Origin of the sequence: Flavobacterium sp. LMO6 (genome assembly GCF_009495795.1) — a bacterium.
Classification (GTDB): Bacteria; Bacteroidota; Bacteroidia; order Flavobacteriales; family Flavobacteriaceae; genus Flavobacterium.
Genome location: NZ_WIBH01000002.1, coordinates 94,500 through 108,608 on the forward strand (window position 1 = coordinate 94,500; position 14,109 = coordinate 108,608).

A 14,109-nucleotide genomic window follows, 5' to 3' on the forward strand; every position below is an offset into this window, starting at 1 on the left:
TTAAAATTTGAAATTGTGGCGAAGAAATCTGCAGCAACTCCCGATAAAACACCAAAGGAAACGCCTTTAATGAAGCAATACAACGAGATAAAAAACAAATATCCCGATGCCTGTTTGTTGTTTCGTGTGGGCGATTTTTATGAAACTTTTGGAGAAGATGCAGTGAGAGCAGCAGGAATTTTAGGCATAACATTAACCAAAAGAGGAGCAGGGTCTGAAACTGAAACTGCGTTGGCAGGATTTCCACATCATTCCATTAATACTTATTTACCCAAGTTAGTTAAAGCCGGACTTCGAGTGGCGATTTGTGATCAATTAGAAGATCCAAAAATGACGAAAACCATTGTAAAGCGTGGAGTTACGGAATTAGTTACGCCAGGGGTTTCAATGAATGATGAGGTGTTACAATCGAAGTCAAACAACTTTTTAGCATCGGTTTATTTTGGAAAAAAATCGCTTGGAGTGGCATTTTTAGATGTGTCAACTGGTGAATTTTTAGTTTCGCAAGGCAATGAAGAATACATCGATAAATTATTGCAAAACTTTCGTCCTAGTGAAATTTTAATTCCGAAACAGTTTAAAAATCAGTTCAATTCGGTTTTTGGTGACGATTTTCACACGTTCTTTTTGGAAGATTGGGTGTACAAAGAAGATTATGCACTAGAAAGTTTGACCAAACATTTTCAAACCAATTCGCTAAAAGGTTTTGGAGTAGAAGAATTAACAGAAGGTTTGATTGCTTCCGGTGCGATTTTGTATTATTTGTCGGAAACACAACATAACAAGATTCAACATATTACCAATATTCAACGTATTGCCGAAGATGCTTACGTGTGGATGGATAAATTTACGATTCGAAATTTAGAATTATATCACAGTTATAATCCAAATGCAGTAACACTTTTAGATGTGATTGATAAAACGCTTTCGCCAATGGGAGCAAGGCTTTTGAAACGTTGGTTGGCGCTTCCGTTGAAAGATATTTCAAAAATCAGAAGTCGTCATGAAGTGATTTCATATTTGAAAACCAATCCCGAAGTTTTACAGCAAATTCAATATCAAATCAAACAAATTTCCGATTTAGAACGTTTGATTTCAAAAGTGGCTACAGGAAAAATTTCTCCAAGAGAAGTCAATTTCTTGAAAGATTCGTTAGATGCTATAATTCCAATTAAAACATTGGCTTTGGCTAGTGATAATGAAGCGTTGCGAGTTATTGGCGATAGTTTACACGCTTGTGAATTATTACGCGAAAAAATCAAAACCACCATTCAAGAAGATGCACCAGTAAGTGTAAATAAAGGAAATGCAATTGCTGTTGGAGTTAATTCGGAATTAGATGAATTGAGAGCGATTTCTTCAACCGGTAAAGGCTATTTGGAAGAATTAGAACAGCGAGAAAGTGCTGCTTCTGGGATTCCCTCATTAAAAATCTCGTTTAATAACGTTTTCGGTTATTATATCGAAGTTAGAAATACGCACAAAGATAAAGTTCCAGCCGAATGGATTCGCAAGCAAACCTTAGTGAATGCCGAGCGTTACATTACGGAAGAACTAAAAGAATACGAATCTAAAATTTTAGGTGCCGAAGAAAAAATCCATCAATTAGAAAATCAGTTGTTTGAGCAATTGGTGAATTGGATTGCGACTTATATCAAACACGTTCAGTTGAATGCCAATTTAGTTGCGCAATTGGATTGTTTGACTTCTTTCACTCAATTAGCGATTGATAACAAATACGTTTGTCCTGATTTAGATGAAAGTTTCGATTTAGAAATTAAAGAAGGTCGTCATCCTGTTATTGAAAAGCAATTGCCTGTTGGTGTGTCGTATATTTCAAATGATGTGTATTTGGATAGAGAAACCCAACAAATCATCATGATTACCGGTCCGAATATGTCGGGTAAATCGGCAATTTTGCGTCAAACGGCTTTGATTGTATTAATGGCGCAAATGGGAAGTTTTGTTCCGGCAGAAAGCGTGAGAATGGGTGTTGTGGATAAAATTTTCACCAGAGTAGGAGCAAGCGATAACATTTCGATGGGTGAATCTACTTTTATGGTGGAAATGAACGAAACCGCTTCGATTTTGAACAATATTTCTGAAAGAAGTTTGGTTTTGTTAGATGAAATTGGAAGAGGAACGTCAACCTATGACGGAATTTCGATAGCGTGGGCGATTTCAGAATATTTGCACGAACATCCAAACAAACCGAAAACACTTTTTGCTACGCATTATCATGAATTAAACGAAATGGAAGTTACGTTTGACAGAATTCAGAATTTTAATGTTTCGGTAAAGGAATTAAAAGATACGGTTTTATTTATTCGTAAATTGGTTAAAGGTGGAAGTGCGCATAGTTTTGGTATTCACGTAGCAAAAATGGCAGGAATGCCTCAAATTGTGATTCAAAAAGCACAAAAATTATTGAAGCAATTAGAAAAAAGACATTCCAGCGAAGAATTATCCGGAATTAAATCGGCAAATGATGAACTGCAATTGAGTTTCTTTAATTTGGATGATCCACTTTTGGAAGATATTAAAGAAGAAATCATGAATATCGACATCAATACGTTAACACCTGTTGAAGCTTTAATGAAGCTAAACGAAATAAAACGAATGTTGGTTAAAAAATAATTTCAAAATAAAATATTCGTTATCAAAAGGTTATGAAAAAGTTTCAATTTTTATTTAAAAAGTACTTGCAAGAATAAAAATATGTGCTATATTTGCACTCGCAATACGGAACAAGTATAGCAACGTTCTTTAAAGATTGTAATACGAAACGCGAAAATAGCTCAGTTGGTAGAGCGCGACCTTGCCAAGGTCGAGGTCGCGGGTTCGAACCCCGTTTTTCGCTCTATACCAAAATATTTGCTTGAGTGGTGGAATTGGTAGACACGCTGGACTTAAAATCCAGTGGGTAGTAATGCCCGTGCGGGTTCAAGTCCCGCCTTGAGTACAAAAGCTCCGAACATTGTTCGGAGCTTTTTTTGTTTTTAAGAGTTATTAATTTACCATTTAATCTTTTATAATTCGGAGTTGACTTGATTCCGAAGCATTGAAACAAAAAGTTTCGAACTATTCTAGATAGTTCTGCCTGGAGCTTTTTTTGTTTATTAAATTCTTGTTTTAGAATTTTCTGTTATCTTTAAAGAATTCTTTATAAAATTATCAATCTAAACTATGGGTACATTTGTAATCGCACAACGATTAAGCGGGGCTTATAAATATGAGTTTGTTTCTAGAAAAGGGAAAACTATTTTTACAAGTAACGATTTTGAGTTGCGCTTTGAATGTGAGGAGGAAATAGAAAAACTTAAAGCGTCATTAGAGCGATGTGTTTTTATGCGTTTTAAATCTTCTAGTGGAAAATTTTTCTTCCGATTGTTATTGAATGGTTATGAAGTGGCTGTTAGCAGAAGGTATACTACGCAATTATTACTTCAAAAAGGAATTGATGAGATTATTAAATATGCTGATAAGGCAGAATTTTTGGATTTTTCTTCTGCAGAGGATATTTTTGGAGTTGACTAAAATAATAAAAGTCCTGAATTTCAGGACTTTTAATTGTTAGAATATTAAATAATTAATTATTTAATAACTTCTTCAGCTTTTTGAAGGCTTACTTTAGCTGTTTCTTCAACTTTAGCAACAGTAGAATCTACAACAACAGCAGTAGAATCCATAACTTCAGTTGCAGTTTCTTCAACTTCAGTTGTAGTTGAGTCAATAGTGTTTTCAACTTCAGTAGCAGCTTCTTTACAAGAAACGAACATAGCAAATACAATAGCTAAGCTTAATACGATTTTTTTCATTTTATTTTGTGTAAAAGATTATTGTTAAAAATGGACTTTGATTAATCTATTTTTTTTATATTAAAAAAGCCCCACTTGGTGGAGCTTGATTTTTTTCTGTCAGCAATTAATTAGTGAGCAGGTGCAGCTTCTGGAGCAGCTTCTGGAGCAGCAGCAGTAGTATCAACTGCAGTAGTATCAGCTACTGGAGCAGCCTCTTCAACTGGAGCTTCAACAACTGTATCAGTAGCTGGAGTTTCTTCAGTAGCGTTTTCTTTACATGATACGAACATAGCAGCAACAATTGCTAAACTTAAAACAACTTTTTTCATCTTACTAAATTATAAAAGGTTAATTATTAATTCGGAGCAAAGATATAAATTTTTTAACATGTCAAAATGTTTTTAGACATTTTTTTTAATTTTTTTTTCTTTGGATTCCGAAATGCTTTATTTCAAACGCTGTGCCAAACTTTTATTTTGTAAAAAAAATGTAATTATTTGGCTTTTTGAGACTTAGGGTATACAATTGTCATCTCATCTATCAGGTTTTTTGCACCTGCATATTTATCAATAATAAACAAAATATAGCGTGTATCAACCATGATATTTCTGCATATTTCAGGGCTATAATAAATGTCGCTCATTGTACCTTCCCATACTCGGTCAAAATTTAATCCAATAAGGTTTCCTTTTGCATCTAAAGCCGGACTTCCTGAATTACCTCCTGTGGTATGATTTGTTGCGATAAATGCTAAAGGCATTTTCCCGTTTTTGTCTGCGTAGTTTCCATAATCTTTTTTATTGTATAAATCAATTAATTTTGAAGGAACATCAAATTCGTAGTCTCCAGGCACATATTTTTCAATTACACCATCTAAATAACTTACAGGTTCGTAAATAACAGCATCGCTTGGTTTATATCCTTTTACTTTTCCATAAGTTACACGTAAAGTACTATTGGCATCAGGAAAAATTCTATCGTTAGGAAAGAATTCCATAATTCCTTTCATATAAGTTCTTTGTAAGGCTATGTTTTTTAAATTAATTTCATCAAACTTTGGCGCTACATTTTTTTGGTAGCTACTTGCAATAGATTTTACTAATTTATAGGCTGAATCTTCATTTAATTTTTCTAAAACCGATTTTGCATCTCCATTCAATAGATCTTTTAATCCATTGTAGTTGGTTAATTTTGTTGTACTAAAAACAGCTGTAGTTAATGAATTCGCATTTACATTAACAAGGGTTTCTGGTAAAAATTGGTTTGGTGATTTTGTAGCATATAAACCAATCAATTTCTCAAATACTTTCTCATCTACTTGGGCACTGTAGTTTTTGTATAAGTCTTCAAAACCAACAATTAAATTGTTTTTTCTGTCATTAAAGGCTTGTTCTCCTCTAGTATTATAAATTTGTTCTAATTGAAATAATCGATATCCAAAAGATAAAATTTCTGAATTTCTTAAAACTACTTCAGAAAAATAATCTCTAGCAATGGCATATTCTTTAATATCTGAATAATTTCTTTCAAAATCAGCTAAAATAGTTCCGTATTCAGCTTGTTTGCCTGCTTTGTTAACTCTTTCTTGAAATTTCTTTTCAAATTCTTTCTTGATCGCAACAGCATTTGATTTTTTCAAACCTTTAGTTTCGCCAATCCATTTTTTCCAATAATTTGCAACACCAGCATATTTTGAAGCATATTGAATTTTAATCGCATTATCTTTTCGCATGAAACCATCTTGCACTTTTAAAGCGGCATCGCGAATTTCAATTTTAGCCGGATTTAAATCATTAACAATTTGTTCTACAGCGAATGATGGTAAATATTCCTGAGTTCTTCCAGGATAACCCATTACCATTGTAAAATCGTTTTCCTGAATTCCTTTTGCAGAAACTGGGAAAAAGTGTTTTGGAGTGTAAGGAACGTTGTCTTTCGAGTATTCTGCAGGACGATTGTTTTTATCAGCGTAAATTCTGAATAAAGAAAAATCTCCCGTATGACGTGGCCAAACCCAGTTATCAGTATCCGACCCAAATTTTCCGATTGAACTTGGTGGTGCTCCTACTAAACGAACATCTTTAAAAGTTTCGGTTACAAATAATAAGTATTGGTTTCCGTCATAAAATGCACGAATCATTGTTTCTTGCCAAGCTTCTTTAGTATAGCTTTTATTTAAAGCTGTAATATTTTGTTGGATTTTCTTTTGTTTGTCGCTTTCAGTCGGAAGATTTAAAACACCTTCAAAAATTTTATTCGTTACATCTTCAATTTTAATAATGAAGGTTACGGTTAAATCTTTGTTTGGTAATTCGTCTTCCATTTTGTAAGCCCAAAAACCATCAGTTAAATAATCATGTTCTACAGTAGAATGACTTTGGATGTTATCATAACCACAGTGATGATTGGTTAATAAAAGTCCTTTTGGAGAAATCATTTCCGCTGTACAACCGCCATCAAAATGAGGAACAGCATCTTTTAAGCTGGAATTGTTTACCGAATAAATATCATCGGCACTAATTTTCATTCCTAAAGCTTTCATTTCTTTTTCGTTGGTTCCTTTTAGTAACGATGGAATCCACATGCCTCCTTGTTGCGCTTGCGCTTGGAAAACAACTAAAACAAGTAATAATTTTAAAAATTTCATGATATAAATTTAGTTAACAATTTTGTACTTCATTAATTTTCGATTGTGAAGTTCAAAATCGTGTGCAAGATACAATTTTTGTGCGTTTTCATTATGCGTTTCGACTTCTAAATAAAGTAATTTTAACGATAATTTAGGAACTTCTCCCTGAATAAACTGAATGGCTTCTTTTCCAATTCCTTTTCCACGTGCGGTTTCTTTGATAAATAATTCGTCTATAAAAGCTATTTTTCCGCCATATTCAAAACTAAAAATAAAAGTGAGAATGATGTATCCTACAATTTCATTTTCGGAAAAGATTAACCAAGATTTACCTAAATTCTCATTGGTAATAAATTCTTGAAATAGTTTTTTGGACTTTTCAACATCAATCGGATAATTATCTATCGCATAAAAATCTTGCATCATTTGTGTGATGATTTCAATATTTGCAATTTCTAATGGTTTGAAGGTTGTCATTAGTTCAAAATATGATTCATAATTGTTTGAGTAGCTCCTTTATTCATTTGAACAAACGTGCTGCAAATATGTCCTTTTTCTAATCGCTCGTCTTCGTTGTGAAGTAATAAATCAAAAGCTTCATTCAGTTCAGTTTGATTCTGAATTGAAATACAGCCTTCCATATTAACCAATGCCGTAGCTTCAGTAAAATGCGAATAATTTGGCCCAATTACAACTGGAACTCCAAAAGTTGCCGGTTCCAAAATATTATGAAGACCTGATGTTCCAAGTCCACCACCAACATAAGCAATATCGGCGTAGGAATAAATTTTGGTTAAAATTCCGATGGTGTCAATGATAAAAACGTTATATTCCTGTAGAGATGCGATTAATCGAGTCTCTACATCAGAAAACAAAATTGTTTTTTTAGAAATAGAATTTTTCAATTCTTGAATTTGCTCTTGTTTAATATTATGAGGTGCAATAATAAATTTCACATCATCCGAACTTTGATTAATATAATTCACTAATAAACTTTCGTCTTTTGGCCATGAACTTCCGATAACAACAATTTTAGATTTTAGATTTACATTTTTGTCTAATCGAGCGGAGCCGAGATTTTTAAATTGTTCTATGAAATCCAATGAATTATCTCGTTCTAAAATTGAAACTACGCGATCAAATCGTGTATCGCCAGAAACTTTTACATTGTTAAATCCAATACTTTGTAGAAGATTTTTCGAACTTTCATTCTGAACAAAAAAGTAATCAAATGTTTTAAGGGCGTTTCTGTAAAATCCGCCATACCATTTAAAAAACGCTTGATTTTCTCGTAATATTCCCGAAATCAAATAGGTTTTTATATGCTGTTTTTTTAGTTCGTTTAGGTAATTTGGCCAATATTCATATTTGATAAAAAATACCATTTCTGGATGAACTAATTCTATAAATTGTTTCGCATTTGAAATTGTATCCAAAGGCAAATAAACCGTAACATCAGCAACGGTATTGTTTTTTCGCACTTCATAACCCGAAGGGGAAAAAAACGTAACTACAATTTTATGTGTTGGAAATTGTTGTTTTATAGCTTCAATAACAGGTAAACCTTGCTCATATTCACCTAAAGAAGCTGCATGAAACCAAATTGTTTTATCCGAAGTTTGAATCTTATCAGCCAAAGTTTGAAAAACCGATTTTCGTCCGTCTACAAAAAGTTTCATTTTCGGACTAAAAAGGGCTACAGTCTTCAAAAGTTGGGCTGCTAAAAGCGTAATTATGTTGTATAGAAATAGCATAATTGAATTTTATGGTGCTAAAATACGTTTCTTTTTAAGTTAGATAAAATTTGTACTATAGAATTTGTTATTTTTGCTAGACTTAATTTTTATTCCAAATGAGAAAATTACAAATGGTTGACTTAAAAAGTCAATATGAAAAAATAAAAGAAGAAGTAAACGCTTCTATTCAAGAAGTTTTAGATACCAATACTTATATAAACGGTCCATTAGTTCATCAATTTCAAGCTGATTTAGAAAAATATTTGGGCGTAAAACACGTAATTCCATGTGCTAATGGAACAGATGCGTTGCAAATTGCTATGATGGGATTGGATTTGAAACCTGGTGATGAGGTAATTACAGCCGATTTTACATTCGCAGCTACAGTTGAAGTGATTGCTTTGTTGCAATTAACTCCAGTTTTAGTAGATGTTGATATGAACAATATGAACATTTCGCTTGACGGAATTCGTAAAGCCATTACACCAAAAACAAAGGCAATTGTTCCTGTTCATTTATTTGGCCGTTCGGCAAATATGGATGCTATTATGGATATTGCTCGCGAACATAATTTATATGTTATTGAAGATAATGCACAAGCTATTGGAGCAGATTATACATCAAAAGATGGTTCTAAAAAGAAAGTTGGAACTATTGGACACGTTGGTGCAACCTCTTTTTTTCCATCTAAAAATTTAGGTTGTTATGGAGATGGTGGAGCAATTTTTACTAATGATGACAAACTTGCCCATACGTTAAGAGGAATTGTGAATCACGGAATGTACGAACGTTATCATCATGATGTAGTAGGCGTAAATTCGCGTTTAGATAGTATGCAAGCGGGTGTTTTGAAAGCAAAATTACCTCATTTAGACACGTACAATAAAGCACGTCAAGATGCTGCCAGAAAATATTCTTTAGCATTGAGTGTGAATTCTAATATTTGGGCACCAACTATTTGCGAATCTTGTGATTGTCATGTGTTTCATCAATATGTAATTCGTATTATGAACGGAAAACGTGATGGATTGTTAGAACATTTGCAAGCCAAAGGGATTCCGTGTGCTATATATTATCCAATTCCGTTACACAGTCAAAAAGCGTATGCAGATTCGCGTTATAAAGAAGAAGATTTTCCTGTAACTAATCAGTTATGTAAAGAAGTTATTGCATTACCAATGCATACCGAATTAGATGATGATCAAATTAAATTTATTACAGACGCAGTTTTAGAATACGTATAATAGTGTTCAGTCTCAGTATTCAGTACCAGTTACTGTTTACTGCGACTGAGACTGAAAACCAAAATATGAAGATATTAGTTACAGGAGGTTTAGGTTTTATAGGTTCGCACACGGTTGTTGAATTGCAAAATAAAGGTTTTGAAGTTATAGTTGTTGATAATTTATCTAATTCATCTCTTGATGTACTAGATGGAATTGAAAGAATAACGGGTAAAAAACCAATTTTTGAAAACATTGAATTGCGAGAAAAATCGGCTGTTCAAAATTTCTTTAAAAAGTATTTTGATATTGCTGGAGTTATACATTTTGCCGCTAGCAAAGCTGTTGGTGAAAGTGTTGAAAATCCATTATTATATTATGAAAACAACATTAATTCTTTAGTTTATCTTTTACAAGAAATTAAAGAATTGAAAAATGCTAATTTCATTTTCAGCTCGTCTTGTACTGTTTACGGTCAAGCCGAAAAAATGCCAATTACAGAAAATGCTCCTGTTCAGCAAGCCATGTCGCCTTACGGAAATACTAAACAAATAGGAGAAGAGATAATAACTGATGTGGCTAAAGTAACCAATTTAAATTCAATATTACTTCGTTATTTTAATCCAATTGGAGCGCATCCTTCTGCTGAAATAGGAGAATTACCACTTGGAGTTCCTCAAAATTTAGTACCTTTTATCACACAAACAGCAATTGGTTTACGTGATAAACTTTCAGTTTTCGGAAATGATTATCCAACCGCAGATGGCACTGCTATTCGCGATTATATTCATGTAGTTGATTTAGCAAAAGCACATGTAATTGCTTTACAGCGATTATTAAATCATAAAAATCTAGAGAAAGTAGAAACCTTTAATTTAGGAACTGGAACTGGTAGTTCTGTTTTAGAAGTAATTACTGCTTTTGAAAAAGTTTCTGAACAACAACTAAAGTATCAAATTGTAGAAAGAAGAGAAGGAGATGTAATTGAAGCTTTTGCGAATACAGATAAAGCCAATACTGTTTTAGGATGGAAGGCGCAATCATCTTTAGAAGAAGCTTTAGCAAGCGCTTGGAAGTGGGAACTAAAGATAAGGAGTTAATTTATTTTCAACAATAAATTTGGATTAGGGCAATTATTCTTATAAAATTCAAGTTTTTTTTCAGAACAAACACCAGGGTAATCACCAATTTTTTCTTCCATATCGATGATGATTTGAAAGTGTAAATGAGGTGCATAATCACCGTTAATAGGTGGTAAACCTAAAGTTGCTATTTGTTCTCCTTTAGTAACAACATCACCTACTTTTTTACCAAGTAAACTAGCTTCACTTAAATGACCATAAAGTGTATGGAAAACAATACCTTCTATTTTGTGCTCTAAAATTATTGTTGGACCATAATCTCCTAACGCTGTATTATTTTGAAAACTGTGAATTTTTCCAGCTAATGCAGCATGAATAGTTGCTGCTTCATTAATCCATAAATCCAATCCTATATGAATATTACGTTCGTCTGAATTCGTGTTTTTAAAAACCGTACTTCTTTGGTATAAATTTCTGGTTTCAATATAACCGCCAAAAGCAATTTTAGCTTGATTTTTATCTAAATGGTTTTGGATGAAAATTTCATAATCTTGAGCTGTTTCTAATTTATGATTTTGTAATTCAAGGTTTGAAATAGACAAGTCTAAATCAATGTAATCATTATAATCAATTTCTGAAGCAATCACTTTTGCAGCTTCAATACAACGGAATATTTCAAGTATTTTTGTCATTGGTTTTTCTTGTTAGTCAAAGATAAAAAATCCCCATGAATTTTGTTCATGAGGATTGTAATTTTGATTTTATTATAGTTAAGCTGAAATCGTTTCTACTTCTTTATTGATTTTATTTACTAATCCAACTAAAACTTTTCCAGGACCAACTTCAGTAAAACTAGAAGCGCCATCTGCAATCATTTGTTGTACCGATTGTGTCCATCGTACAGGAGCTGTTAATTGAATGATTAAGTTTTTCTTGATTTCGTTTGCATCAGAAACTGCACTCGCTGTTACATTTTGATATACAGGACAAATTGGAGTAGAAAAAGTTGTTGCTTCAATCGCAGCTGCTAATTCTTCTCTTGCGGGTTCCATCATTGGTGAATGAAAAGCGCCACCAACAGGTAAAATCAAAGCACGTTTTGCACCAGCTTCTTTCATTTTTTCGCAAGCTAATTCTACCGCTTTGTATTCGCCAGAAATCACTAATTGTCCTGGACAGTTATAATTTGCAGCCACAACAACACCATCAATCGATGCACAAATATCTTCTACAATCTTATCTTCTAAATTCAAAACCGCAGCCATGGTTGAAGGTTTAATTTCGCAAGCTTTTTGCATAGCCATAGCTCTTTGTGAAACTAATTTTAATCCGTCTTCAAAAGATAAAACGCCATTAGCTACTAGAGCGGAAAATTCGCCTAAAGAATGTCCTGCAACCATTTCTGGTTTGAAATTTTCTAATGTTTTAGCTAAAATTACCGAATGTAAAAAAACTGCTGGTTGTGTTACTTTTGTTTCTTTTAATTGTTCTGCAGTTCCTTCAAACATTATGTCTGTTATTCTGAAACCTAAGATTTCATTTGCTTTTTCGAAAAGTTCTTTAGCTGAGGCTGAATTTTCATATAAGTCTTTACCCATTCCTGTGAATTGAGCTCCTTGACCTGGAAATACGTATGCTTTCATGTTTTTAGTTTAAAAGTTTAAGGTTTATGAGATTAAAAATAAGCTCAAAACTTTAGCAAAAATAACATTTTTATTGAATTCACATATGTAAAATTTATTTGTATGTGGTCATATATGGTATCACCTTTTTATTTATTGGCGTTTACTTAGGTAAACTTCTAGTTGTTGGTGATTTCAATTGAATTTACAATTTCCAATAATTGATTTTTTAATTCTTCATTGGTAATTCCTTTTTCTAAATCAAAATTATCATTGAAACTTGGTAATGAAAAACTCCCTTTTACAATTCCACCTTGAAATGGAAATCGTTTTGTAGCAATATCTAAAACTGAACTTCCACCACGAGCTCCGGGAGAAGTTGCTAGTAATAACATTGGTTTTTCTTGAAAAGTCTTCGCATTTATTCGTGAAGACCAATCCAATATGTTTTTAAATGCTGACGAAAAATTTCCGTTATGTTCAGCAAACGAAATTATTATTAAATCAGCACTTCCAATTTTCGCATAGAAATCGTTTGCTAATGGATGAATGCCATTTTCCGCTTGTTTGTCAACTGAAAAAATAGGCATTTCGTAATCGTTTAAATCTAAAATTTCAATAGCAACATTTTGAAATTGATTAGCTGTGTAAGTTGCTAGTTGTTTATTGATGGAATTTTTGCTTGATGAAGCCCCGAAAGCGATAATTTTTTTCATTAATTTAAATTTATTATTACATCGGAACTTCCATCACTAAAAACTTAGCATTTGAATTCGCTTTGATTTCTAATTCAGATGTTTCCCAAATTCCAATTGCATCTCTTTTCTCTAGTTTTTCACCATTCACTTCAATCTCTCCTTCAATAGTCATAATGTAAAAACCGTTTCCTTCTTTTTTTAGAAGTAATTTTTTAGAAAAATCAGCATCAAAATCACTCAGATAAAACCAAGCATCTTGATGAATCCAAACACCTGCGTCATCTACATTTGGAGAAAGTATTTGAGCAAAATTATTTTTTTGTAACGATTTGTCTAAAGTAATTTGTTGGTAACGAGGTGCTACATTTCTAGTTTTTGGAAACAACCAAATTTGAAACAATTTTGTTTGTTGGTCCTGATTTGGATTGAATTCACTATGCTGAATTCCGGTCCCAGCACTCATTACTTGAACATCGCCTGTTTTTATGGTAGCTGCGTTTCCCATGCTGTCTTTATGAGCTAAATCACCTTCCAGTGGAATAGTAATAATTTCCATATTGTCGTGAGGATGTGTGCCAAAACCCATTCCAGCAGCAATGGTGTCATCGTTTAGCACTCTTAAAGCACCAAACTGGACTCTTTCAGGATTGTGCCAACTAGCAAAGCTAAAACTATGGTAAGCATTTAACCATCCATGATTTGCATTTCCTCTTGTGTTTCCTCTATGTATAACTAAAGTTGTCATAATGTATAATTTAGCAGTTAATAAACTACAAATTTACATAATGATTTATAAAAGAAAGCTTTTATTTAGAATTAGAAATGAATTAAGACGTTATAATTAATATAAAACAGTTAATTATTTACAAGTGTTTTATCCCAATTTATAATTGATCTAATTTTACTAACATCTTTTTTGATTCGGTCTTTGTTTTTTTTGTCAATTTTAAAAGACAAAACCTCTCCTTCATTAGTTTTAATTTTTAAATAATACATCTTAAGGAATAAAAAAACTTTAAAACCAACGTAAATCTTTTCGATATTATTTACACTAATGTTTTTTGAATTGTAAAAATTAATAATTTCTACTGTGCTTTTTTCTTTGTAATTAATTTTCATGAATCAAAGTGTTTAAATTAGTATTAATAAACTCTTTCTTAATTCATTGAGGGGGAACCGAAATGTCTTGTCAAAATTATATTATAATCTATTTTTAAATTAAAAAATAGATTTTTAATCAGAGTAAAGATATTAAAAATTACTTATAAATTAAAATAAATTACTTATAATTTTATAAACACAATATAATTTAGAAAAAT

14 protein-coding genes and 2 tRNA genes are annotated in these 14,109 nt (G+C 32.3%); 6 read left to right on the plus strand and 10 right to left on the minus strand.

All coding sequences use genetic code 11. The features are described from left to right. Positions 1 to 69: 69 nt before the first annotated feature. The 4 genes from mutS (at position 70) to GFJ99_RS02970 (ending at position 3,537) form a co-directional block, all read left to right on the plus strand. Positions 70 to 2,637, plus strand: coding sequence for a DNA mismatch repair protein MutS (gene mutS, locus GFJ99_RS02955; RefSeq protein WP_153207603.1), 2,568 nt, complete (start codon positions 70 to 72; stop codon positions 2,635 to 2,637). Positions 2,638 to 2,787: 150 nt separating this feature from the next. Beyond that, positions 2,788 to 2,860 (plus strand) — tRNA-Gly (locus GFJ99_RS02960). Positions 2,861 to 2,876: 16 nt separating this feature from the next. Next, a tRNA-Leu gene (locus GFJ99_RS02965) sits at positions 2,877 to 2,962 on the plus strand. Positions 2,963 to 3,186: 224 nt separating this feature from the next. After that, on the plus strand, positions 3,187 to 3,537 hold the full coding sequence (locus GFJ99_RS02970) for a DUF1508 domain-containing protein (protein WP_153207468.1): 351 nt from the start codon (positions 3,187 to 3,189) through the stop codon (positions 3,535 to 3,537). A gap of 56 nt (positions 3,538 to 3,593) precedes the next feature. Here GFJ99_RS02970 and GFJ99_RS02975 read toward each other — a convergent pair whose 3' ends face one another. The 5 genes from GFJ99_RS02975 to GFJ99_RS02995 form a co-directional block, all read right to left on the minus strand. Continuing rightward, positions 3,594 to 3,818, minus strand: coding sequence for a hypothetical protein (locus GFJ99_RS02975; RefSeq protein ID WP_153207469.1), 225 nt, complete (start codon positions 3,816 to 3,818; stop codon positions 3,594 to 3,596). Between the two features lie 110 nt (positions 3,819 to 3,928). Next, positions 3,929 to 4,129, minus strand: coding sequence for a hypothetical protein (locus tag GFJ99_RS02980; protein WP_153207470.1), 201 nt, complete (start codon positions 4,127 to 4,129; stop codon positions 3,929 to 3,931). A 164-nt stretch (positions 4,130 to 4,293) separates the two neighbouring features. Further along, positions 4,294 to 6,447 carry a S46 family peptidase gene (locus GFJ99_RS02985; RefSeq protein WP_153207471.1) on the minus strand — a complete coding sequence of 718 codons (2,154 nt, stop codon included), beginning with the start codon at positions 6,445 to 6,447 and terminating at the stop codon, positions 4,294 to 4,296. 9 nt (positions 6,448 to 6,456) lie between these two features. Then, positions 6,457 to 6,906 (minus strand): GNAT family N-acetyltransferase, encoded by a 450-nt coding sequence (locus tag GFJ99_RS02990; protein WP_153207472.1) that lies wholly within the window; start codon positions 6,904 to 6,906, stop codon positions 6,457 to 6,459. Continuing rightward, a complete protein-coding gene (locus GFJ99_RS02995) occupies positions 6,906 to 8,183 on the minus strand; it encodes a 3-deoxy-D-manno-octulosonic acid transferase (protein ID WP_153207473.1) in 1,278 nt (425 codons plus the stop codon). Before GFJ99_RS02995 ends, GFJ99_RS02990 begins: the two co-directional genes overlap by 1 nt. Before the next feature lie 98 nt (positions 8,184 to 8,281). On the opposite strand from GFJ99_RS02995, the gene GFJ99_RS03000 reads away from it, so the two are divergent. Further along, positions 8,282 to 9,409, plus strand: coding sequence for a DegT/DnrJ/EryC1/StrS aminotransferase family protein (locus GFJ99_RS03000; protein ID WP_153207474.1), 1,128 nt, complete (start codon positions 8,282 to 8,284; stop codon positions 9,407 to 9,409). A gap of 65 nt (positions 9,410 to 9,474) precedes the next feature. Further along, a complete protein-coding gene (gene galE / locus GFJ99_RS03005) occupies positions 9,475 to 10,488 on the plus strand; it encodes a UDP-glucose 4-epimerase GalE (RefSeq protein WP_153207475.1) in 1,014 nt (337 codons plus the stop codon). Here the strand turns inward: galE and GFJ99_RS03010 are convergent. The 5 genes from GFJ99_RS03010 to GFJ99_RS03030 all read right to left on the minus strand — a co-directional run bounded on the left by GFJ99_RS03010 (position 10,485) and on the right by GFJ99_RS03030 (position 13,909). Continuing rightward, positions 10,485 to 11,162 carry a peptidoglycan DD-metalloendopeptidase family protein gene (locus tag GFJ99_RS03010; protein ID WP_153207476.1) on the minus strand — a complete coding sequence of 226 codons (678 nt, stop codon included), beginning with the start codon at positions 11,160 to 11,162 and terminating at the stop codon, positions 10,485 to 10,487. The genes galE and GFJ99_RS03010 overlap by 4 nt on opposite strands. 78 nt (positions 11,163 to 11,240) lie before the next feature. After that, positions 11,241 to 12,113, minus strand: coding sequence for an ACP S-malonyltransferase (fabD, locus tag GFJ99_RS03015; protein ID WP_153207477.1), 873 nt, complete (start codon positions 12,111 to 12,113; stop codon positions 11,241 to 11,243). Between the two features lie 158 nt (positions 12,114 to 12,271). Then, positions 12,272 to 12,808: an NADPH-dependent FMN reductase gene (locus GFJ99_RS03020; protein WP_153207478.1), complete on the minus strand. Its 537-nt coding sequence runs from the start codon at positions 12,806 to 12,808 to the stop codon at positions 12,272 to 12,274. 16 nt (positions 12,809 to 12,824) lie between these two features. After that, complete coding sequence (locus tag GFJ99_RS03025) at positions 12,825 to 13,535, minus strand: pirin family protein (protein WP_153207479.1); 711 nt, start codon at positions 13,533 to 13,535, stop codon at positions 12,825 to 12,827. 110 nt (positions 13,536 to 13,645) lie between these two features. Further along, positions 13,646 to 13,909 (minus strand): hypothetical protein, encoded by a 264-nt coding sequence (locus GFJ99_RS03030; RefSeq protein WP_153207480.1) that lies wholly within the window; start codon positions 13,907 to 13,909, stop codon positions 13,646 to 13,648. Between the last annotated feature and the right edge of the window lie 200 nt (positions 13,910 to 14,109).

Coding starts and splice junctions, on each gene's coding strand:
- fabD (WP_153207477.1), bottom strand. CDS start 12,113: ATGAAAGCATACGTATTTCCAGGTCAAGGAGCTCAATTCACAGGAATG.
- GFJ99_RS03000 (WP_153207474.1), top strand. CDS start 8,282: ATGAGAAAATTACAAATGGTTGACTTAAAAAGTCAATATGAAAAAATA.
- galE (WP_153207475.1), top strand. CDS start 9,475: ATGAAGATATTAGTTACAGGAGGTTTAGGTTTTATAGGTTCGCACACG.
- GFJ99_RS02980 (WP_153207470.1), bottom strand. CDS start 4,129: ATGAAAAAAGTTGTTTTAAGTTTAGCAATTGTTGCTGCTATGTTCGTA.
- GFJ99_RS02985 (WP_153207471.1), bottom strand. CDS start 6,447: ATGAAATTTTTAAAATTATTACTTGTTTTAGTTGTTTTCCAAGCGCAA.
- GFJ99_RS02990 (WP_153207472.1), bottom strand. CDS start 6,906: ATGACAACCTTCAAACCATTAGAAATTGCAAATATTGAAATCATCACA.
- GFJ99_RS02975 (WP_153207469.1), bottom strand. CDS start 3,818: ATGAAAAAAATCGTATTAAGCTTAGCTATTGTATTTGCTATGTTCGTT.
- GFJ99_RS02970 (WP_153207468.1), top strand. CDS start 3,187: ATGGGTACATTTGTAATCGCACAACGATTAAGCGGGGCTTATAAATAT.
- GFJ99_RS03030 (WP_153207480.1), bottom strand. CDS start 13,909: ATGAAAATTAATTACAAAGAAAAAAGCACAGTAGAAATTATTAATTTT.
- GFJ99_RS03010 (WP_153207476.1), bottom strand. CDS start 11,162: ATGACAAAAATACTTGAAATATTCCGTTGTATTGAAGCTGCAAAAGTG.
- GFJ99_RS03025 (WP_153207479.1), bottom strand. CDS start 13,535: ATGACAACTTTAGTTATACATAGAGGAAACACAAGAGGAAATGCAAAT.
- GFJ99_RS02995 (WP_153207473.1), bottom strand. CDS start 8,183: ATGCTATTTCTATACAACATAATTACGCTTTTAGCAGCCCAACTTTTG.
- mutS (WP_153207603.1), top strand. CDS start 70: ATGAAGCAATACAACGAGATAAAAAACAAATATCCCGATGCCTGTTTG.
- GFJ99_RS03020 (WP_153207478.1), bottom strand. CDS start 12,808: ATGAAAAAAATTATCGCTTTCGGGGCTTCATCAAGCAAAAATTCCATC.